The sequence below is a fragment of the Enterococcus sp. 125944 genome (assembly GCF_051909435.1).
GTDB classification, from domain to species: Bacteria; Bacillota; Bacilli; order Lactobacillales; family Enterococcaceae; genus Enterococcus_D; species Enterococcus_D gallinarum.
In genome coordinates this window covers 1-21,078 of record NZ_JBQASY010000029.1, presented here as the reverse complement: position 1 = coordinate 21,078, position 21,078 = coordinate 1, and the positions used below count along the sequence as shown (strand labels likewise).

Here is a 21,078-nt window from a genome sequence, read left to right as displayed (position 1 = left end):
CAGTATTAAAAAAGGAGGAGTTTATTATGGCGTTAAATACTAAAAAATCAATCAGCATTACAGGAGAATCGAAAATTAATGGGCAGCAAGTTATTTACTTGAATGCGGATGTTACAACGGATAGTGCTGGAAATACAAATATTAACCAATCGATTACGGATCAAAATCTATATCGGCAGAATCGTGTGGAATGCCGCAAAGACGTGGATGATTTTCAAGAAAGAGTTTGGGCAATTGAGGATGAATTATTAAATGAAGTGGAGGAGCAGGCGTAAAGCTTGCTCTTTTTAGTTTATGAAAGTAGGTGGCACATGTTAAACGTAGGGGAGTTAGCAACTTGGGCTGGCTGGATTATGACAATTATTGGATTAGTTGCATTTGTCATCAAACCGATAATGTCAAACTTTACAAAAATAACGGAAAATCTAACGAAACTAGGGCACAATCTTGATCTTCTAACAAAAGATTTAGAGTCAAGTAAATCTGATCGAGTAGCAATACATGATGAATTAAAGAAGCATGATGAACGACTAGACAGACACAACGAACGACTAATTGAACATGGCGAACAATTAAAATCTTTATGGAAAGAAAGAAGGAAGTAAAAATGGATTTGAATTTCTTGCAAGAGTATTTAGTACCAGTGATCGTAGTAGCGTGTTTGGTAGTGGGGTATTTGATCAAATCAACGCCGGTATTTGCAGCAGTGGCCAATAACTACATTCCATTGATTGTTATCGTCTTAGGAGCGATCCTAGGAGCAATCATTAACGGGCTGACAGTTGAAGCCATTGTTTACGGTGCGGTGAGCGGGATTGCATCCACAGGGATGCACCAATTATTTGTACAACTTTTAAATTTAAGTAGTGATGATCAGAAACCCGATTATGGCGATGGACAGGAGTTTACAGAACGGAGAGATGAAAAGTGAGTGGAAGTATCAGAAAATTTATCGAACGCATGAATTATTGGTGCCAAACAGTTAGCCTTGGCTATGACCAAAGCAATCGGCAAGATTTCCGAGATGGTGGAGAAACGGACTGTTCGGCATTAGTGATCCATGCATTGAAAGAAGCAGGTTTTGATATAGGATCAGCTACATATACCGGCAATATGCGCTCTAATCTGACAAAACGTGGCTGGAAAGTTGTAGCAAACAATGGTCGACCTCAAGCAGGAGATATCTTGTTAAATGATGTGCACCATGTGGCTGTGTATATCGGCGGTGGGAAATTGGCGCAAGCATCGATTGATGAGAGAGGTCGAATCACAGGTGGTCGTGGTGGAGATCAGACAGGATGGGAAACCAATGTCCGCTCCTATTACAACTATCCGTGGAATTGTTATTTGCGGTATGTTGGCACACAAACAAGTACCAAACCGACTTCAAACGGTTGGATTGCGGAAAAGGGACACTTTAAACTGAATACTGCGATCAAGCTTCGAAAGGGACCATCAACGAGCTATGGCGAAATTGCGACAATATGCGCTGGTTCTGTGATCATTTACGATGCGTATAAAATCGATCCAAATGGTTACGTGTGGATTCGTCAAAAACGTGGAAATGGTTATGGCTATATGGCGACTGGTAGAAGTAAAAACGGAAGACGTATTGACTACTGGGGAAGATTTTATTAAGAACAGAAACAAATAGCCCGCTTCTGCGGGCTTGTAAATTATTGTCTATATAAACTCACTTTCATGAGCATACATAAAATAGTGGTATAGTAAAGGCATAATATTAGGAAAAAAGTAAAGTTAATGCTATATTGAATTTATAAAAGGCATATTGACGATTCTGTAAATCTTATGCTAAACTGTATTTAGCTCAACTACCATGTTGTAGAAGGAGTTTCTAAAAGCGTATCTTGTCTAAGAGATGCGCTTTTTGCTTGTTTATACTTTGTATCTTTCATAGTCTTTTATTTTTTTTGCTAAAGTATGGTCATATTCAATATAAAATGAAGTAACTAATAATATATAATCTCTTCTGATTTCTAGTACAATAAGGAATCTATCTTTGTCATTCAATAAATGTAATCTATTTCCTTTTTTATATATCTTCAAGCAATTGAGTCCGCATATTATTGGATGGTTAGTCATTATAGTTGGTTTAATCCAACATAATCGTTCACATCTTCTTAAATCAGGTGTTCTTTCGCCATCTTTATTCCATTCTTTGCAAGTAAAATGGTAAAAAGATTCTTCTTTGTCTAAATAACGAGGATGGGACCTCATAGTAATTTTGGTACCATTATATGTTAGTCCTTGCTTGATTTCTTTTCTATATAAATCATATAAAAAATTTTGATAATCAATAAAGTTTCCATTGAATTTATCTAAAGTTATTATATCTGGTAATGTGGGACAATACATACAAATTACTCCTTATCAAAAAACAATAAGTTAAGTTTCGTTTCATTAAAATGGGATGTGCTTGTAATTCCACAATGGGATTTTTCATCAATATAATTGGCAAGCATCATTTTAGTTTTACTTTCTGTTAGATTTCGATTTTTATATGTTATACCTCCTATAATAAGATCTGCAAGTTGTAATATAGAGTTTTCATGTGAGCGTATTTGCTGAATCTTTACTATTTTTTCAGGATTTCTAGCTTTATTATTTAGATATTTTTTAAGTTTTTTTACTTTTTCTAAACCATTGGTGTCTTTAATATCAATATAAACTTCTATTTTTTCATCTAGATTTAAGATTTTTACTAAAGTAAGATAATACATTTTATAGTAGAAATCATCATGAGTTTGGTTAAACTCACTATGCTTTAATTTTGTTTTATCAGGTATTACGATACCTCTAAATGATAGTAAGTTATTTTCGAAAAAATAATTTATTAAATCTAAATAGTAAGCTTCCTTTGCTGCAGAAACCTTTGTCCATTTTATTTCTCGATGAATAGGGATATTGTGTTTTTTCTTGATATTTTTAATATCCTGATATATGTTCTTTCTCTCATAGGTAGGTAGATATATTCCCCCTATAGTCATAACACTACTTTTGTCATGCTCAAGATGACCGCTTTCATCGCAGTATATACTCAACATTTTTTTATCCTTTCAATAGTTTTTTTTGATTTAAAATATCTATTTTCTTATTGAAAATTATAGCTACTCTAAACATTTATTTGCAAGAATATTTTTTTCTACTTCATAAGTTATTTCTTTTTTATACAGAAATATTTATATTGTTTTTTTCGTACCTTTAGCTCAGTTGGTCAGAGCAGACGGCTCATAACCGTCCGGTCGTAGGTTCGAGTCCTACAGGGTACATAGAATGACCCTCTTACTCAATTGAGTAGGAGTTTTTTTCGAGTTCTTTAGATATCGAGTTTCTTTGTTTTGTTAACAGGATTTTTGACTTTAAGCAGAAAAATAATTTCACAATGACCATACTTTGACCATACTTTGTCTGGAAAATTAGCTTAAATGAGAAAATGTAATATTGTGAGAATGCTTATATATCAACGTTTAGGTCAGTTCAGGATTGATCAGGAAATGTCTGGATTAAAAACCAGGTCTTAAGAAAGCTCGTAAAGCTTCACAGTTTTCAAAACGTTAATATCCTTTATATATCAACGTTCAAGACGCTTTCCAATTATTTGGAAAGTGTCTTTTTTTTATATTTAGAACACATTCTAGAACACATTAATTAGATTTTTGTAATCCTCGCTGAAACGCTTCGAACACAGCTTTATCAACTAAATCAGGTGTATTCACATAAATTTTTGTAGTTGAAATACCTGAATGTGTCAAAGCGTTAGAAATTTGATTCATATCAGCCCCACCTTGTCTAGCTAAAGTTGCGTAAGTATGTCGAAGTTTATGAGGAGTTAAATGAACCAAATGGGATGTCTTTTTTTTATAGAATTAATTCGATAATTTAAGTAATCAGTATGGACTGGACAATTTACTTCACCAGAAGGTTTGGAGTAACTAAAAAGATATTGGTCAGGTGTCTGTTTAATTTTCAACTTCAATAGTTGTTCAGCTTGCACTGATTTCCATTCTTGCAATAGTGTCATTACAATTTCCGGAACTTGGATAATAGTATCTTTTCGACCTTTTGTAAATTTCTTTTTTGTGTGTTTATCCAAGGCATATTTAAGACGGACTGTTTGGTTTTCAAAATCAATGTATTTCCATTGCAAAGCATAGGTCTCACTCTTTCTATCCCCAAGATATAAAGTAAGCATAAAAAGAGTGTAATCGTGAAAGGAAAGTAATTGATCATTGAAATCATCTCTTACAGCGTCTAACCAATCAGTGAGTTCTTTCGAAGATAAAGCTTGTTTTCCTTCTCGTATTCTTTTTTCTTCCAGAGCAACTTTCTTAGGTGCAGTAATACTTTGAATTATTTTTGTTGTACGATTAAATTCAATATAATTTAGAACCTCTGCAATATCAAACATGGAACGAACATAGCATTTAATGATTTTTATGTTTGCATATTCCTTCGACTTTTTTGTGAGTTCATCTGATATTATTTCGGTATTTGCATTAAGATAGCTCATGGCATACTCACCAAATATAGGCAGAATATGCAATCGAAATAAATTCTTTGTATTAATGATGGTTATATCGCTTGGAGCTTTATGGGATCTAGTAGTTTGCCCTAACTCATATCTAGGAAGCCATTTAGATTTATAAAACTCCTTGAATTTTATTTGACCTTTGAGCTCTAATGAATTTGCATTCTCCTCTCTTAAGACTTTTGCGATTTTCTTTTTCATTTCATTTTCGGCTTTAATAGCCAATTGCCTAGTTGTAAATGTTTTTTGGAATTTTTCTGAACTGATACCTGTAATTTCTTTAAATTTTTTTGGATATCTCAAATTAGTTTTATATTTTCCATTTGAAAGCTTCGTAGGCAACTTCCTCACTCCTTAATAAAAAAGTAAGGCAGTATATTTCGCTACTTTTAGTATATGCAGTCAAAAGTAAAATTCAAATCTTTTTGAACGTATCCATAAAGCCTTTGATATCTTCTACATCAAAGCGAATTATACCGTCTATTTTTATTACGGGAAAATTATATATACGAATCCATTTATCTAAAGTATTGTTATCAATTCCTAAAAACTCACAGGTTTGTTTTTTGTTTAGATAGACTATTGATTTAATAAAATCATCCCCTTATAAATGAACTAAAATTTTTGAATTGCCTTGGGTAAGCACATAGGAATTTCACCTCTCCCCAGTTTACGGCGAGCCTTACGGAAGTATCATTATCTACTGCTATTGTCATGGCATTTTGTCTTCCCAAAACAAAAAGAAATCTCTAAGTAGTTATCGCTAAATAGGTCATGGCGTACTTGAATTCTTAGCTCGAATAGCAGGGAACGTTATTCAAAAATTATATTTAATTGTCAATGGTCAAAATAGGAATATCATCCTAGTCACTATTAACAACGAAAAACCATATGAAAAGGAAACAAAAATGCTAAAAAAGATTTTAAAATTGGAAAACATATTTAGAAATGAACAATCATATTTTTTTGACAGATTATTTAGTTTTTCATAAACAGGTATGTAAAAATTTAAAATAATAAATTCTGATATTGAAATAAAGATAGAAAATTAAAAGGGATTACCTTTATTTTAATTCAAAAATTATGAAAAATAGGGTGGAGTTGCTGGAGAGAATCAATTAGGTTGTAGTATTAAGGATAACCAAGAGCTAAAGAACCATTTGCGCATATATTTGCATCTAAGCAGAAATTACTAAAATAAACTATCAAAAAGCCAACTGTTCTTTAGTTGGCTTTTTGCGATGTCACTACAATTCGAATGATTCTCTAGAAGTCAGGTCGTCCTGTTTTTCTTACCTAGATAGGCGTGCAATTGTTTCTGTGTACATACGACAGGTATGGTAAGGGGCCTTTCCAAGCGTTGGCGATATCTTCTGTAGAATCTGGTGTCCATCATTGATGAGGTAGGCATACCATTCACTGTTAGATCGAGTATCCACAAAGTTTCATTCTACCATTTCGAAGTGGTGAGTAGCCAATTCATAATAGACCTTACTATTAGTTAATTGATACAGGTTGTAAAAGCCGATGATTGCTTCTGCTAGCGTCCACCAAGTTTTTCGAGTCGAGGTTTGAAGGGTATTTGAATGATCACAAATGATTTTGTTGTTATCGAAGCCTTTGGTAGCTACTTGAGTACCAAGATTTTCAATAAATTGACTGACTTGCACATCTTTGATACCAGTAACAGTCAAAGTCCGTTGCAATACCCAAATGGTTTCAATGTCATGGCTAAAACTGATTTCTTGGCTTAGAGGACACCAATCAGCATTGAAAAATTGGAGGCAGTTTGCTGGAGTCGCAATCTTATCTGTAAAGACAATGAGTAATCTTTGCAAGGTAGTTTTTACATCGAATGTTGGCGTCGTCATGTAGAAATTTATGTATGCCTCTAAAAAGTGCAAATGGGTATTAGTGGTAAAGTCTAGATCTGGCAAATCGCTGGGTCCGATTGATTGGGAGGGAACGGGCTACCAGTTGTGGGAAAAATCCTCCTGATAACCATTTGTAAGAGGGTCATAAGACTTCTTTTCGAGAAAACTAAAGAGCGTGGTTGCCATTTTTAATGCAGACAGATCATGAAAGTCTAAGTAATACTCGCTAAGAACATAGAGGGCAAAACTATTAGCATAAGTGGTTTTATTGGGATCAGAGAGTATTTCAGTTGCGGTTAGCTCCCAGAAGATCCCCTGGGTTTTCCTGGTCCCAACAGACTTACCGGAAAAATTCATAGGCAGGATTCACAGCAGTCTTTAGGCTAGCTAAAAAAGACTCAGTTAAGGATTTGTCTTGTAAAATGCGGCAGCAATGACTAAAACTCCATAAATACCGGGCGTTCATCAAGCAGCTCTTATTAGTAGTGGGATCTTATCCCGGCGACCGTAAAAACCATCATGAATTAGATCCATCTTACCTTGCCAGAAGGGGATGATTTTTTGAGTGAGCTGCGTGTACAATTTTTTCTTATCCAAAAAAGACCTCCAATTTTATTATATTTACTATATCATATTGTATAAATCATTATAATCAAAAGTATATATTTTTGTTGTTTTTTTCTTCTTCGTCCTTTATAATATAGAATTGAAATCGATTACAAAATAAAACGTGGAGAAGTGAAAAGATGGAAACTATCAATGGGATAACTTTTGGGTTTATGAGCCAACGGGGAGACTGGCAAGATCCAATGAGTCGAGAATCATTACACATGATGAAAGAAGAGTTAGCTGCAAGTCATGTGATATTACCAATTACTGTCACACAAGCTCATCCTCAGTCTACCAAAATCGATTGGCAAAGTGACAACGTTTTAATAGATGCAGAAGTGAAAGGGATGATCGCTTACGCTCAGGGAATCGGGTTGAAAGTAATCTTGAAACCCATGGTCAATGTGGCAGATGGTACGTGGCGAGCGCACATCAATTTTTTTGATTACGATGTTCCCTGCGAGCCGACTTGGAGCCAATGGTTTGATTCCTATCGTGAATACCTGAATCACTATGCAAAACTCGCTGAAGAGACAGGGTGTGTCATGTTGGTAATCGGCTGTGAATTGGTTAATAGTGATCGACGGGAAGCTCAGTGGCGGGAAACTATTTCCCAGATTCGACAGCATTACAATGGTCTACTAACTTATAATTGTGACAAGTATCAAGAAAATAATCTAACTTGGTGGGATGCTGTAGATGTCATCTCTTCATCAGGCTATTATCCGATTGACAAATGGGAACAAGAATTGGATCGGATTGAACAAGTGGTAAATCACTACCAAAAACCTTTCTTCTTTTGTGAAGTGGGTTGTCCAAGTCGTGAAGGAAGTCAATATCTACCCAATGATTGGAGTTTTTCAGGGGAAGTTAGCATGATAGCGCAATCAAGATGGTTTGAAAAGATGTTTACTGCTTGTGACAAGAGAAACTGGATTCAAGGCTTTGGTATTTGGGACTGGAAGGCGCGGTTATATTCGCGAGAGATGGCGCTCAAAGACGACGATTACGGGGTTTACGGTAAACCGGCTGCGGCGATCATTCGAGAATTTTACAAAAGTACAAAACAATATATATAAAAGTATATACTTTGAAATGGGAATGTAGTATTATATTTATGTAATCGCTTTCCATTTCTGACGTAACAGGCCATGAACAGTTTTTGGTAACAGCACTTTATTAATTTATAGGAGGAAGTAACATGAAGAAAAAAATGCTAGGTTCAATGATCGTCTTGGGAGTAGCAGGTTTAGTTCTAGGGGCATGTGGAAACAACAAAGATTCAGCTAATGACAAGGATGGTGGGAAAACTGAGACCATTACCTTCATCAACCACAAAACCGACTGGGAAACCAATGGAAAATGGGATGAATACATGACAAAATTCAATGAGAAGTACCCGGATATCAAAGTAGAAATTCAAACGATTACAGACTATGCTGGCCAAATTAAAACCCGGATGAATAGTGAAGAATATGGGGATGTTTTGATGATTCCAGGAGATATCAAGCCAGAAGATTATGGGAACTTTTTTGAACCACTTGGTAAAAAGGAAGAGCTCAGCAAAGAGTATATGGGTTTAAATGATCGGTCCTATGATGGCACGAGTTATGGCTTACCGTCACAGATGAACGCCACTGGGATGGTGGTCAATCAAAAGGTCTTCAAAGATGCTGGTATTGACGAATTTCCACAAACACCAGAAGATTTTGTAGCAGCATTAAAAACAATCAAAGAAAAAAATACTGATGTGATGCCGCTATATACTAACTATGCGGCTGGTTGGACATTATCAAACTGGGACTTTGTTCGCAGTGGTGCTTCTGGTGATAAAGACTTTACCAATAAGATGACTTCAGACAAAGAGCCATTTGCAGCGGGTAAAGTGATGAATACGATTTATAAAACCCTATACGATGTTAGCAATCAAGGGTTGATTGAGGCTGACCCAACTACATCTGATTGGGAACAATCAAAAGTAGATATGGCTAATGGTAAGATTGGGATCATGGTTTTGGGAAGTTGGGCGGTACCACAAATCAAAGACATCAATGCTGATACTGCTGAGGACATTATCTTCCAACCATTTCCAATGACTGCCGAGGATGGTAAACAATATTTGCCAATTGGAGCAGATTATAACTATGGGATCAACGTTCATAGTAAGCACAAAGAAGCGGCGCGCAAGTTGATCGACTGGTTAGTCAATGAATCAGACTACGCGGAAGAAAACGGGGGCTTGTCAGCAAAAATTGGAGCAGATTATCCAGAATCATTGAAGGCTGCACAAGATGCTGGGGTTGAGTTAATTGAAGAAAATCCAGCACCAGCCGGAAAAGAATCATTGTTTAGTTCAATCAATGACCAATCTGAACTAGGTTTGGGTACGACAGATGCTGAAAAGCAACGAATCATCGATGCAGCAGTTGGTAACTCTAACGAAAGCTTCGAAGCTATTATGAAAGACTTCAATACACGCTGGTCAGATGCGATAGCAGAAGTGGGAGAGTAAAATTTTTTTAGAAGTCACCCTAGCAGTTAGGAAAAGACTTTTGATTGATAGCAAATAAAGTTTTGATTGTAGGCACTAACTTTTGTCTGGCAACTTGTGCCAGGCAAAAGCACAGTGTCGTAAAGAAAACTTATCTTGGTAGTAACTTCTTTTGCAGGAGTACATAGCGGTTGCGGACCGTGGTCGATATGAGGGGTTTTAGAATAAGGAGGAGCCAACATGAATAAACAGGGAGAGTTTACCATGAATAAGACGGTGAAAAAATCCCGTTTTAGCCAAAAAACTGAAAAAAGAATCTTGATCTTTACTTTTACCATTATTCCGGTATTTTTATTATTAATGTTATCTTATTATCCTTTAGTGAAGATGTTCCAGTACAGTTTGACAGAGTGGAATGGTTATTCCCCAGACAGTAAATTTGTCGGACTAGATAACTACAAGACAGTCTTAACCAATCCAAAATACTTTACCGTTTTTAAAACCAGCTTGTATTACTTCTTTGCAACTTTTTTGCAATTGGGTGTCGCTTTATTGTTTGCAACGATTTTGTCCTTTAAGGTCAAATTTGCTAATTTTTGGAAGGGGATTTTGTTTTTCCCTTATTTACTAAATGGGGTAGCAATTGGATTTATTTTCTTGTACTTCTTTAAAGGTGATGGAACTTTGGATACAGTGCTATCGGCGCTAGGTTTGGAGAGTCAAATTCGGCTATGGTTAGGAGATCGCTCCATCAATAATATTTCTTTGGCCTTTACTTCCTTGTGGCGTTATACCGGCTTTAACTTTTTGATTTTTTTAGGAGCAATCCAGTCGGTCAATCCAGAAGTTTATGAAGCAGCCGAAATAGATGGGGCTAATCGTTGGGATGAGTTTCGTTATATCATCGTACCGAGTATTCGCAAAATCATCTTCCTAAATCTGATTTTGGGCATAAGCGGCTCCTTGAGTGTCTTTGATATTCCATATATTATGACTGGAGGATCCAACGGCACCATGACCTTTGTAATCCAAACCATCGATACTGCCTTTAAGTATAATAAAGTTGGTTTAGCTTCAGCGATGGCAGTTATTTTACTCGTGATTGTCTTAGTGGTGACGTTGATTCAACGGAAATTTATTAGCGAGAAGGAGGCATAGAAGATGAAAAGACAATTTTCTATCGGACGTATACTTCAATATTTGATTTTGATTATCGGGGCAGTGGTTGCCGTACTACCAATCCTGGTAGTTTTTATTGGCTCTTTCAAATCCAATAATGAATTTTTGTCTACCAGTGTCTTGTCGCTACCAAAGTCATTGGACTTTAGTAATTACAAAACTGCGTTTATCAATGGTCAGATGTTGACAGGTTTTAAAAATACGTTGCTTATTTTTTCAATTAGTATGGTAGGTAAGCTTTTGTTAGGCTCGATGTTTGCCTATGTTATGAGCCGTTTTGATTTTAAACTGAAAAAGCCGATTATGGCTTTGTTTATGATGGCAATGTTGATTCCTGGCATTACTAGTCAAGTAGCGACGTTCCAAATCATTGAAGGAATTGGCTTGTTCAACACGATTTGGTCAGTTATTTTACTAAATTTGGGAACAGATGTGATTTCCATCTATGTTTTTTTGCAATACTTAGATGAAATCCCAGTCTCTCTAGACGAATCGGCCTATTTGGACGGGGCCAACTATTTTGGTATCTTTTGGCGGATTATTTTACCGAACTTAAAGGCACCTATTGTCACTATGCTAATCATCAGCGGTGTGGGTGTTTACAATGATTTCTATAATCCATTCTTGTATATGCCCGATCGTAAACTAAAAGTGATCTCCACGGCACTCTTTGCATTCAAAGGCCCTTATGGAACCAACTGGCCAGTGATCTTAGCCGGGGTAATTATTGTTATTTTACCGATTTTGGTTGTCTTCTTGGCTTTGCAAAAATACATTTACAATGGTGTTGCTGGTTCTGTGAAATAAGCTTACCGGAAAAGGAGGGTTACTGGTGACCGAGAAGTCCAGTAAATTAGTAGTTGCAGTGGAATTACTCTATGTCCTAGTAAAGTGTTCCTTGCATTTTTGGGGCTGGTTAGTCACTGGTGGCTTTATTTATGGCTGGGTTAGTAGCCATAAAAAGTTAGTTTTTTGTGTCGACCATCCAGAAGCCTTACAAGAAAAGCTCTGTCGACTAACCAAAAAGCTACCACCTACGAAACTGTGCGAAAAAGTGCTATCTGTGGGCGTATTTTTGTCCTTGGCGATCTTTTTATCTGGTGCGTGGCTCGGTAGCACTTCACTAGGCTTGTTTTTTAAAGTTACTGGGGGATTATCTTTGCTTCTTTTCTTACTCTATAATGCACACTGGGTCTTGGGAACAGCGACGTATGACGAAATGAAGGAAGCTCCTGTTGCTATTGGGTATCAGCTATTACTTCAGACATTACGACCCAGTTTGCTAAATGGCTTCATCTTGGGGACCTATGCCTTTTGGATCCTATTATTGCTGGTCAGTCCCTTGCTGTTTTTCTTGGTGGCTCCTGGCGGAGTGGCCTATTTACTGAAAAAAGGCTCGCAAAAATTTCGTGAAATGGAAGGAATAAATCATGATTAGTGTCAATCCTGAAAGAAGAGAGTTTCACCTAAAAAATCAGAACATTAGTTATATTTTTCGGGTAATGGAAGAGTTAGACGTCTTGGAACAACTCTATTTTGGAAGTAGTATTCCTATTTATGATCAATATGATTTTTTGATTGAAAGAGAAATACGTCCCGCTAACAACCAAATCAAGCAAAACTACACTACTTCGTTGGAACATATCAAACAAGAAGTGGGCCTCTATGGTACCACTGATTTTCGCTATCCCATGCTACGGGTACGCTATCCAAAAGGAGATCGTATTAGTCACTTTACCTATCAACACTATCAGATTGAATTAGGAAAACAGGCACTTTCTGGCTTGCCTGGCAGTTTTGGTGAAGCGGGGGAGACTTTAATTATCACCTTGCAAGATCGTTATTCACCTTTGCAAGTCGAGCTTTACTATACCTTGTTTGGTGAAGAATCTGTAGTGACCAGACAAATGAAGATCATCAATCCTAGTGAGACGACCTTTGAGTTATTGGACTGTCTGAGTTTTAATCTGGATCTTCCAAATCAGCACTATGATTGGCTACACTTGGATGGAGCTTGGGCGAGAGAAACCCAGATTAGTAGAAATTCCATTGCTTATGGTGTGCAAGAAGTCGCCAGTACTCGTGGAGCCAGCAGTCATGTCCACAATCCTTTTATGGCTGTTTGTGAGTCCAATGCGACGGAAGAACAAGGAAAGATCTATGGCTTTAGCTTAATTTATAGTGGCAATTTTGTGGCACGTTTGCAGCTGGATACTTATGACATTTTGCGAATTCAAATGGGTATCAATCCTTTTGAATTTGCTTGGCAATTAACTCCAAAAAGCACATTTTTGACACCGGAAGCAGTACTGGTGTATAGTGAGGCCGGTTTTAATGGTATGAGTCAAAGCTTCCATCATTTTTTCCAAGAGCACTTGATATCACCTCGCTGGTCTCATAAGCAACGACCTGTTTTAATCAACAATTGGGAAGCCACTTATTTTGATTTTGACAGTGAGAAATTATTACAAATCGCTGAAAAAGCAGCAGCAATCGGTGTGGATCTGTTTGTGTTGGATGACGGCTGGTTTGGTACTCGGAATAGTGATAACGGCTCTTTAGGTAATTGGCAGGTGCAGCTAGCCAAAATACCAGAGGGGATCTCTGCCTTTGCGACGAAAATCAATCAATTAGGTTTGGAATTTGGGCTGTGGTTTGAACCCGAAATGATTTCTACGGATACACCCTTGTATGAGATGCACCCTGAGTGGGTAATTGGTAATTCTGAGAAGCAAATCTCTCATGGACGGAATCAGTTTGTCTTGGATTTTAGCAACCCAGAAGTGGTGGAGACAATTTTCCAGCAAATCGATTGCGTTCTTGCTTGTGGCAAAATTACATACCTGAAATGGGATATGAATCGTTATATTTCAGAACCATTTTCCAATTACCTCGCCGATGGTAATCAAGGAGAGTTGTTCCATCGCTACATTTTAGGTGTTTATGACCTGTATGAAAAAATCTTAGCAAAATACCCCGATTTGTTGATTGAATCCTGCGCTGGTGGCGGTGGCCGTTTTGATCCTGGGTTACTCTACTATGCACCCCAGACTTGGGCCAGTGATGATACTGATGGGGTCGAACGCTTGAAAATTCAATACGGGGCTTCGATGGTTTACCCATTAGCTAGTATCGGTAGTCATTTGTCACAGATTCCCAATCATCAAGTAGGGCGTTCGCCAGGACTGACTTTTCGTAATCAGGTAGCGATGTTTGGTACTTATGGTTTGGAGTTGGATATTACGAGGATGTCAGATGTAGAGCTACAACAGGTAAAAGCAGCGATTGCCACCTTTAAAGAATACCGAGAATTGATCCACGAGGGGCGTTTTTATCGTCTCAATAGTCCTTTTGATAATACCCAGTGTAGTTGGATGGTAGTTTCAAAAGATTTGAGTGAAGCTTTGGTGGCGGATTATCAAGTGTTGGGTAAACCGAATCCGGCTTATCGTCGTTTATTATTGGCCGGTTTAGATTTGGAAGCTAATTATCAAATCAATCAACTGCCACAATTACGTTCCGGTAAGGATCTTTCTAGCATTGGCTTGATTATGGGTGGCAACTATGTCGGTCGAGCAAAAGACTATTGGTCCCGTCAATTGCCGGGGGATTATGCGTCTCAACTGTATCATTTACGACGAGTAGATAAATAATTTCAAAAGGACAGTGGCTGGCTATTTCCATTCGGTAGCAGATAGGATAAGATATTAGGATAAGCCATAAGTGGAGGTAACATGACGATGAAAAAATATATCCTTATTTCCAGTGATATCCGTAAGAAGATACTGGAAGGTGTATATCAAGCAAATCAACAAATTCCCTTCGAAAAAGATCTTTGTGTGGAATATGACGCTAGTAAGATGACGGTGAAAAAGGCCTTAGATATGTTAGTGTCAGAGGGATTGATTATCAAACGTCGTGGATCCGGTACTTTTGTCAAGGATTTGGCGACCGATGAAATAGAACGAATTGCGGTGGCTAATCAGTTTCGTGGGACGACTGCTCTCAATCCAGGAAAAGAAGTTAAAAGTAAAGTTTTGGAGTTTAAGGTAATAGAAGCGGATAACTTGGTAAAAAATAAATTAAATATGCAGGAAGATACTTTCGTGTATGATATTTATCGGGTGCGTCACATTGATGGCAAGCCGTTGGTTATGGAAAAAATGTACATGCCTATCGATTTGATTCCTGGTTTGAAAAAAGCCAATATTGAAGGGTCCATTTATGAATATATTGAAGAAGATCTCGGTTTGAAAATCCAAAGTGGGCATCGACGCGTCAGTGTCCGAAAGGCGACTGAAATCGAACAACAGTATCTAGAATTGGATTCGGGAGATCCGGTGGCAGTGGCAGAGCAAATTGCTTATTTTGATACAGGCATCGCTTTTGAGTACTCCATTTCAGTTCATCGTTATGATAGTTTTTCGGTGGAGTTTGTCTTAACGAGAGAATAAGTAAGCGGAAAAATCCTCTTTCCGCTTTTTATTTTGATTTTCAAATTTTAAAAGTATATACCTAAAAATAAATAACTACTTACAATGAAAATTAGTGTAGGTAAGTAGACTGAGAAAGTAGGGGGAATTCTTGAGTATTTTAGCAATTGATATTGGGGGTACGAGTATCAAATATGCTCTGTGGGCAGCAGAAGCCTTGACCGAAAAAGGTTCCTTTGTGACACCCGTGACTTGGGAGCAAATGAAGATGGACCTAAAAGCCACTTTGCATAATTTAACCAGTTGTAGTCAGACACCGATTGAAGCGGTGTCGATCAGTGTACCCGGAGCAGTGGACAGTGATCAGGGGATTATCGGGGGCTACAGTGCGATCCCCTATATTCATAAAATTCATTTTGTTGCAGAATTAGAGGAGTTATTGGAAAAACCTGTCTTCGTGGAAAATGATGCCAATTGTGCAGGGTTAGCAGAAGCCTTTTATGGTGCTGCCAAAGATGCCAAAAGTTCAGTTTCTTTCATCATTGGATCGGGAATCGGTGGAGCCGTGGTGTTGGAGCGGAAACTAGTCAAGGGGCATAACTTATTTGGAGGCGAATTTGGCTACATGTTGGCGGAAAATGGACAAACGTTAAGTGAGTTAGCCAGCCCTGTTCATGCTGCAAAGCGCTATTGCGAACAGAAAGGTTTGGTATCAGGTATTACAGGTCGAGAACTATTTGATATTGCTGACACTGGAGATCAATTGGCTCAACAAGAAGTTCAACAATTGTTCCGAGCCTTGGCGATTGGTATTTATAATGTTTGCTTGGTCATCGATCCTGAAGTAGTCTGTATCGGTGGTGGCATATCAATGCGCAAAGATCTATTGGCTCCGGTAAAAGCCCAATTATGTTTGTTACAACAACATCATCATTCAGAGGACCAACGAATTACTGTGAAGATTTGTCAGTTTCAACAAGATGCTAATCTGATAGGAGCAGTGGCAAACTATCACTTACGAAAGGAGCAAGTTTAATGTATGCAATAGATGCAAAAAAAAGGTGGCAAAACTATCAAGGGAGTCAGCGAAAGCCTGCTGATTTTGAAGCTTTTTGGCAGGCAGGGTTTCAAGAGGTAGATGATTTGGGGACAGACTATCATTTAGAGCCTCATCCCTTGAATTCTTCAGTAGCAGAAGCATTTGATTTAACTTTTACAGGTGTTCAAGGAGCCACCGTCCATTGTCAACTCATTCGGCCTAAACGTCTGCAAAAAAAGTCTCCCCTCTTGCTTCAATTTCATGGGTATCACTCAGATGCTGGGGATTGGTCAGACAAGGTCGCTATGGCTGCTGAAGGCTTTTGGGTAGTGGCACTCGATGTTAGAGGACAAGGTGGTTTGTCAGAAGATGTGGGATTGACCACGAAAACCAGTCTGAAAGGGCATATAATCCGGGGAGTGGAGTCTGGACCAAATGATTTATTTTATCGAAGTGTGTTTCTCGATATTTACCAGTTGACTCGGCTAATGGTAGCAGAACCCCAAGTGGATACCAGCCAACTGTATACCTATGGTGCGTCACAAGGAGGAGCTTTGGCGTTGATTTGTGCGGCTGTTGCTCCGGAAATCAAGGAATCTTTTGTTTGTTATCCGTTCCTAAGTGATTATCGCGAAGCTTATCGCTTAGATGTAGAAAACTCTGCCTATGAAGAGTTGGCTTATTGGTTTCGCTTTAAAGACCCCTTGCACCAACGAGAAGAAGCTTTCTTTGAAACATTGGATTACATTGATTTGCAATACTTTGCTCCTTGGATCAAAGGGAAGGTGCATTGGGCAATTGGCCTTGCAGATACAGTCTGTCCACCGAAAACCCAGTTTGCTGTGTACAATCAGCTAAGTAGCGCAGCTGACAAAGAAATGCTATTTTATCCAGAGTATGGCCATGAATACTTGCCAAAATTTGGCGATCATATGCGGCAGTGTTTAGCCGACGTTTTGAGAGAAAAGGAGTAGAATGCTATGTTGACATTTCCAAAAGATTTCTGGTGGGGTGCAGCCACATCTGGTCCCCAATCAGAAGGCCGTTTTCAAAAGAAACATGCCAATATGTTTGATCATTGGTACGATATTGAACCTGAAGTTTTTTATGACCGAGTGGGGCCAGATATGGCTTCGAACTTTTACAATAGCTACCGAGAAGATATCGCATTGATGAAGCAAACGGGATTGAATTCCCTTCGCACCTCGATTCAATGGACCCGTCTCATCAAGGATTTGGAAACCAATGAAGTGGATCCAGTGGGTGTTGCTTTTTACAATAATGTGATTGATGAGTTCCTCTCTCAAAATATCCGACCGATTTTTAACCTCCATCATTTTGATTTGCCAGTGGAGCTTTACCATAAATATGGCGGTTGGGAATCGAAGAAAGTTGTCGATTTGTTTGTGGGATTTGCTGAACAATGTTTTGCTTTGTTTGGTGACCGTGTGAAAGACTGGGTGACCCACAATGAGCCGATGGTGGTAGTAGATGGGGAGTACTTGTTCCAATTTCATTATCCAAAATTGGTGGATGGCAAGAAAGCAGTACAAGTGGCATACAATTTAAATCTCGCTTCCGCTAAGGTCATGGCGAAGTTTCGCGAAATGGGTCAACCACAAGCTGGTGGCCGGATTGGTACCGTGTTAAACTTGACGCCAACTTACGCAGCTTCAGATGCTGAAGCAGATCAAGAGGCAGCCCGAATTGCCGAACTGTGGAACAATAAAATGTTTCTCGACCCAGCCATCAAAGGGGAATTTCCTGTAGAATTGCTAGAATTGCTGACTAAGGATGGGGTATTGTGGCAGTCAACTGCTGATGAGTTAGCTTTGATTAAGGAAAATACTGTTGATTTTATCGGAGTGAATTTCTATCATCCAAACCGGGTCAAGACACCTGACATTGCTCCAAATTCAGTGGGTGCCTGGATGCCTGATCGTTATTATGATGCATATCAAATGCCTGGCCGTCGCATGAATATTGACAAAGGTTGGGAAATCTATCCCAAAGCAGTGTATGACATTGCCATCAATATTCGCGATAATTATGGCAATCTACCTTGGTTTGTTTCTGAAAATGGCATGGGGGTTTCTCGGGAAGAACGCTTTATGGATGAAAAAGGGCAAATTCTAGACGATTACCGCATAGAATTTATCAAAGAGCATCTCCAATGGTTGCATAAAGGGATTGAAGAAGGTTCCAACTGCTTTGGCTACCATCTATGGACTCCTATCGATTGCTGGTCCTGGAGCAATGCCTACCGTAACCGCTACGGCTTAATCGCTAATGATATTCACACTCAGATTAAGACGATTAAGAAATCTGGGGAATGGTTTAAGACATTGGCGGAGAATAATGGTTTTTAAGAAGATTTAGGAGGGAGGAGTGAATTTGTTTTCAAAAACTCCTTTGTGTTGGAGTAAATGGAAAATCTGAACGAACAATAGGGTTTATTGATGAAAAGTCATTCTAGTTTCTTCAGTGCTTTGTCAAATGGTGTTGTTTTGACCAAATCACACTTTAGGAAATGCTTTGGCATTTCCTTTTTTGATGTACCCTGCACGGGTAGCAACTTTGTAGCTGATGGAATCTGAAGGAAACCTAAAGCAAAAAATTATATCATAGTTCATCCATTTTATAACTAAATCAAATATCATTCGAATTCAAGGAACAGTGGATGTGTTTATTGCGATAGGTGGTTCTTTTGGAGGCGCAATAATAGCTTTGTTAATATTTATTTACCTTAACAAAAAGACCAATAAACATAGCTAATAAAGTTCAAGTAAAGAGATATACTGCATCCAACGATATTTTTTCATAAAGTTATTCTTAACTTTATGATTCTTGATTTAGATCAATGCCAACACCAACTTTATTTCCTAAAATAGGACCATAAAAGTGAAAAGGAGTGACTTCAATATGTCAGATTACAAAAAAATTTACGAAACAACAGCGACTAATACCGGTGGCCGTGATGGAGTGAGCTATTTAAATGATGGATCATTTGAAGTGAAGATTTCTACACCTAAAGAAATGGGAGGATCTGGGAGTGGAGTAAACCCAGAACAATTATTTGCTTTAGGATACAGTGCTTGTTTTCACGGGGCATTAGAAATTGTTAAGGGTCAACGTAAAATTCATCAATCTTCACAAGTTACACATACAGTAAAATTATACAAAAAGCCAGACGATGTGGACTTTAAATTAAGTGTTGAGATTCAAGTTGCAATTCAAGATTTAGATTTAGAAGAAGTTCAAAAAATTGCTGAAGAAGCGCATAAAGTTTGTCCATATTCTAAAGCAGTAAAGGATTCCATTGAAGTTTCAGTACGCGCTGTTCTTTATGATGCAGATAAAGAAAAATAAGTATAGAAAATCGTTCACTGATGATATTACATGAGTGAACGTTTTTTTATGCTATACTAACCACAAAAAGAGGAGTAGTAAGAACATGATTGATTTCACAAAATATGATCATTGTATAAGTACAATGCCTTTATTTCAGGGATTGTCCCTCACTGAAATTCAATTTATCCAAAGTGATATTACAGAACAAGCTTTTTCTGCAGGACAGTTTATCTATCAAGCAGAAGATATACTTGAATCTCTTTATCTTATTCAAGAAGGAAAAGTAAAAGTTTATCGCTTAGGTTCTTCAGGTAAAGAACAGGTGATTCGTATTTTAGAACAGGGTGATTTTGTGGGCGAGCTGGCATTATTTGAAGAACAACATTATGGATGCTTTATAGAAGCAATATCACCAACTAAAGTATGTACCATTCAAAAGGACAACTTTAAGCGGATTTTACTATCGCATCCCCAAATAGCTCTAGAACTTTTATCAGAAATGGCGAGACGTCTTGATAATACAGAACGATTAACTGTAGGAATCACGACTGAAAGAGCAGAAACACGCTTAATTCAGTATTTGTTAGAAGAAAATATAAAGCAAAATACAGAGCAGATAAAATTGGAAACTACGAAAAAAGAACTTGCTTCTTATTTAGGGATGACTCCAGAAACACTTAGTAGATATTTAACAAAACTCACTAGGAATAATCTAATAAAGCAGCCAATTCCTAATATAATCGAGTTAACAAATGTAACTGAATTGAAAAATTTAATGGATAAGGTGAGGTAGATAAGAAGAAAGGGAGAAGCAAAATGCATCTCCCCAAAATGAGCTTATTCCTTGATTTCAAATTTTGAAATTGCTAGATAGACTGCAATCATACATTCTTGATAACAATCTTGATCGTATTTTCCGTTTCTCCACGATTTTTTGTGCATCAACGAGCTGAATCTTTTAAGAATGGCTTCAATGGCTTCTTCATTTCCAGCTTTTGCTAAAATAAAATCTTCTTTCAGTGTATTCATAGACCATCTTCCTTTCCATAAATTTAAATATTATTTATGGGAGGTGGTCGTATTAAAAGTGAAATCGAGTAAGTTTTAAATAAGCATAATTTTCTCCTGTTTTATAATTGGACATTTTTTTCATCTCTAAACTTCTATTAATCATTCGATTGTAGAAATCATCTATACATTCAGAAATATCTTCTTTCTTGTAATAGACATTTTCCATAACTGTACCTAAATCAGCTAAATCTGCATTTTTGGGGTCTAAAATAAATAATTTAGCTTTTGTTCGTAGTAGGGCTTCAATAATTGTAAGAATGAAATATGTCTTCCCACCACCGGTACCGGGAGCGTCAATAATTTTGTGTAAATGATTCTTCCCTACTGCAGATTGTTTCTAATTCTCAATCAGTTGGCTTAGCATTTGTTCGAGTTCGCCTTCGGCCTGTTGAAAGCCTTTATGACTGCGACCTAGGAATTTTTGGTTGTAAGTATCAAAAGACGAGACTAAGAAACGTTCCATCGACTCTTCGTTTTGGAAC

22 protein-coding genes, 1 tRNA gene and 3 pseudogenes are annotated in these 21,078 nt (G+C 37.6%); 17 read left to right on the top strand and 9 right to left on the bottom strand.

The window, feature by feature from the left end; all coding sequences use genetic code 11:
- Positions 1 to 26 precede the first annotated feature (26 nt).
- The 4 genes from ACTFWY_RS16625 to ACTFWY_RS16610 are packed head-to-tail and all read left to right on the top strand — an operon-like array spanning position 27 to position 1,638.
- On the top strand, positions 27 to 275 hold the full coding sequence (locus ACTFWY_RS16625; protein WP_123836382.1) for a hypothetical protein: 249 nt from the start codon (positions 27 to 29) through the stop codon (positions 273 to 275).
- A gap of 36 nt (positions 276 to 311) precedes the next feature.
- On the top strand, positions 312 to 605 hold the full coding sequence (locus ACTFWY_RS16620) for a hypothetical protein (protein WP_123836381.1): 294 nt from the start codon (positions 312 to 314) through the stop codon (positions 603 to 605).
- Positions 606 to 607: 2 nt separating this feature from the next.
- On the top strand, positions 608 to 931 hold the full coding sequence (locus ACTFWY_RS16615; RefSeq protein ID WP_123836380.1) for a phage holin family protein: 324 nt from the start codon (positions 608 to 610) through the stop codon (positions 929 to 931).
- The gene (locus ACTFWY_RS16610; RefSeq protein WP_221180309.1) at positions 928 to 1,638 is read left to right on the top strand and encodes an NlpC/P60 family protein; all 711 of its coding nucleotides are present in this window, start codon (positions 928 to 930) and stop codon (positions 1,636 to 1,638) included. The genes ACTFWY_RS16615 and ACTFWY_RS16610 overlap by 4 nt, the downstream gene beginning before the upstream one ends.
- A 258-nt stretch (positions 1,639 to 1,896) precedes the next feature.
- Here ACTFWY_RS16610 and ACTFWY_RS16605 read toward each other — a convergent pair whose 3' ends face one another.
- Together ACTFWY_RS16605 and ACTFWY_RS16600 are read right to left on the bottom strand one after the other, a co-directional pair.
- A complete protein-coding gene (locus ACTFWY_RS16605; RefSeq protein WP_123836379.1) occupies positions 1,897 to 2,376 on the bottom strand; it encodes a hypothetical protein in 480 nt (159 codons plus the stop codon).
- A gap of 5 nt (positions 2,377 to 2,381) precedes the next feature.
- Positions 2,382 to 3,065 (bottom strand): DUF3800 domain-containing protein, encoded by a 684-nt coding sequence (locus ACTFWY_RS16600; RefSeq protein WP_123836378.1) that lies wholly within the window; start codon positions 3,063 to 3,065, stop codon positions 2,382 to 2,384.
- Positions 3,066 to 3,216: 151 nt separating this feature from the next.
- Between ACTFWY_RS16600 and ACTFWY_RS16595 the strand changes: the two genes are divergently transcribed.
- A tRNA-Ile gene (locus ACTFWY_RS16595) sits at positions 3,217 to 3,290 on the top strand.
- 375 nt (positions 3,291 to 3,665) lie between these two features.
- On the opposite strand, the pseudogene ACTFWY_RS16590 reads toward ACTFWY_RS16595, so the two are convergent.
- The 4 genes and pseudogenes from ACTFWY_RS16590 to ACTFWY_RS16575 all read right to left on the bottom strand — a co-directional run bounded on the left by ACTFWY_RS16590 (position 3,666) and on the right by ACTFWY_RS16575 (position 7,020).
- Positions 3,666 to 4,891 (bottom strand): annotated as a pseudogene (locus tag ACTFWY_RS16590) (tyrosine-type recombinase/integrase).
- Between the two features lie 1,103 nt (positions 4,892 to 5,994).
- On the bottom strand, positions 5,995 to 6,420 hold the full coding sequence (locus ACTFWY_RS16585; RefSeq protein WP_002372632.1) for a hypothetical protein: 426 nt from the start codon (positions 6,418 to 6,420) through the stop codon (positions 5,995 to 5,997).
- Between the two features lie 99 nt (positions 6,421 to 6,519).
- Positions 6,520 to 6,780: a hypothetical protein gene (locus ACTFWY_RS16580; RefSeq protein ID WP_042620411.1), complete on the bottom strand. Its 261-nt coding sequence runs from the start codon at positions 6,778 to 6,780 to the stop codon at positions 6,520 to 6,522.
- 108 nt (positions 6,781 to 6,888) lie between these two features.
- The gene (locus ACTFWY_RS16575) at positions 6,889 to 7,020 is read right to left on the bottom strand and encodes a hypothetical protein (protein ID WP_021150757.1); all 132 of its coding nucleotides are present in this window, start codon (positions 7,018 to 7,020) and stop codon (positions 6,889 to 6,891) included.
- Positions 7,021 to 7,169: 149 nt separating this feature from the next.
- Here ACTFWY_RS16575 and ACTFWY_RS16570 point away from each other — a divergent pair, with 149 nt between their 5' ends.
- The 12 genes from ACTFWY_RS16570 (at position 7,170) to ACTFWY_RS16515 (ending at position 20,318) form a co-directional block, all read left to right on the top strand.
- On the top strand, positions 7,170 to 8,111 hold the full coding sequence (locus ACTFWY_RS16570; RefSeq protein WP_223132612.1) for a glycoside hydrolase family 113: 942 nt from the start codon (positions 7,170 to 7,172) through the stop codon (positions 8,109 to 8,111).
- Between the two features lie 122 nt (positions 8,112 to 8,233).
- Complete coding sequence (locus tag ACTFWY_RS16565) at positions 8,234 to 9,544, top strand: ABC transporter substrate-binding protein (RefSeq protein ID WP_003128918.1); 1,311 nt, start codon at positions 8,234 to 8,236, stop codon at positions 9,542 to 9,544.
- A 219-nt stretch (positions 9,545 to 9,763) separates the two neighbouring features.
- Positions 9,764 to 10,681 (top strand): carbohydrate ABC transporter permease, encoded by a 918-nt coding sequence (locus ACTFWY_RS16560; protein ID WP_002320609.1) that lies wholly within the window; start codon positions 9,764 to 9,766, stop codon positions 10,679 to 10,681.
- A gap of 3 nt (positions 10,682 to 10,684) precedes the next feature.
- Complete coding sequence (locus ACTFWY_RS16555; protein ID WP_002320610.1) at positions 10,685 to 11,509, top strand: carbohydrate ABC transporter permease; 825 nt, start codon at positions 10,685 to 10,687, stop codon at positions 11,507 to 11,509.
- A 25-nt stretch (positions 11,510 to 11,534) separates the two neighbouring features.
- Entirely contained in the window at positions 11,535 to 12,140 is a 606-nt protein-coding gene (locus ACTFWY_RS16550; RefSeq protein WP_002320611.1) for a hypothetical protein, read from the top strand.
- Complete coding sequence (locus tag ACTFWY_RS16545) at positions 12,133 to 14,355, top strand: alpha-galactosidase (RefSeq protein WP_021150755.1); 2,223 nt, start codon at positions 12,133 to 12,135, stop codon at positions 14,353 to 14,355. Before ACTFWY_RS16550 ends, ACTFWY_RS16545 begins: the two co-directional genes overlap by 8 nt.
- A gap of 87 nt (positions 14,356 to 14,442) precedes the next feature.
- Complete coding sequence (locus ACTFWY_RS16540) at positions 14,443 to 15,156, top strand: GntR family transcriptional regulator (protein WP_003128923.1); 714 nt, start codon at positions 14,443 to 14,445, stop codon at positions 15,154 to 15,156.
- Positions 15,157 to 15,286: 130 nt separating this feature from the next.
- Positions 15,287 to 16,171 carry an ROK family protein gene (locus ACTFWY_RS16535; protein WP_002372641.1) on the top strand — a complete coding sequence of 295 codons (885 nt, stop codon included), beginning with the start codon at positions 15,287 to 15,289 and terminating at the stop codon, positions 16,169 to 16,171.
- The gene (locus ACTFWY_RS16530; RefSeq protein WP_002372643.1) at positions 16,171 to 17,148 is read left to right on the top strand and encodes an acetylxylan esterase; all 978 of its coding nucleotides are present in this window, start codon (positions 16,171 to 16,173) and stop codon (positions 17,146 to 17,148) included. The genes ACTFWY_RS16535 and ACTFWY_RS16530 overlap by 1 nt, the downstream gene beginning before the upstream one ends.
- Positions 17,149 to 17,154: 6 nt before the next feature.
- A complete protein-coding gene (locus ACTFWY_RS16525; RefSeq protein WP_003128926.1) occupies positions 17,155 to 18,543 on the top strand; it encodes a glycoside hydrolase family 1 protein in 1,389 nt (462 codons plus the stop codon).
- Positions 18,544 to 19,096: 553 nt separating this feature from the next.
- Positions 19,097 to 19,543: an organic hydroperoxide resistance protein gene (locus tag ACTFWY_RS16520; protein ID WP_003128928.1), complete on the top strand. Its 447-nt coding sequence runs from the start codon at positions 19,097 to 19,099 to the stop codon at positions 19,541 to 19,543.
- 85 nt (positions 19,544 to 19,628) lie between these two features.
- Positions 19,629 to 20,318 carry a Crp/Fnr family transcriptional regulator gene (locus tag ACTFWY_RS16515; protein WP_003128931.1) on the top strand — a complete coding sequence of 230 codons (690 nt, stop codon included), beginning with the start codon at positions 19,629 to 19,631 and terminating at the stop codon, positions 20,316 to 20,318.
- Between the two features lie 44 nt (positions 20,319 to 20,362).
- On the opposite strand, the gene ACTFWY_RS16510 is transcribed toward ACTFWY_RS16515, so the two are convergent.
- The 3 genes and pseudogenes from ACTFWY_RS16510 to ACTFWY_RS16500 all read right to left on the bottom strand — a co-directional run.
- A complete protein-coding gene (locus ACTFWY_RS16510; RefSeq protein WP_002372651.1) occupies positions 20,363 to 20,554 on the bottom strand; it encodes a helix-turn-helix domain-containing protein in 192 nt (63 codons plus the stop codon).
- A gap of 70 nt (positions 20,555 to 20,624) precedes the next feature.
- Positions 20,625 to 20,903, bottom strand: a pseudogene (locus ACTFWY_RS16505) (ATP-binding protein); the annotation flags it as partial.
- A gap of 30 nt (positions 20,904 to 20,933) precedes the next feature.
- A pseudogene (locus ACTFWY_RS16500) lies at positions 20,934 to 21,078 on the bottom strand (IS256 family transposase); the annotation flags it as partial.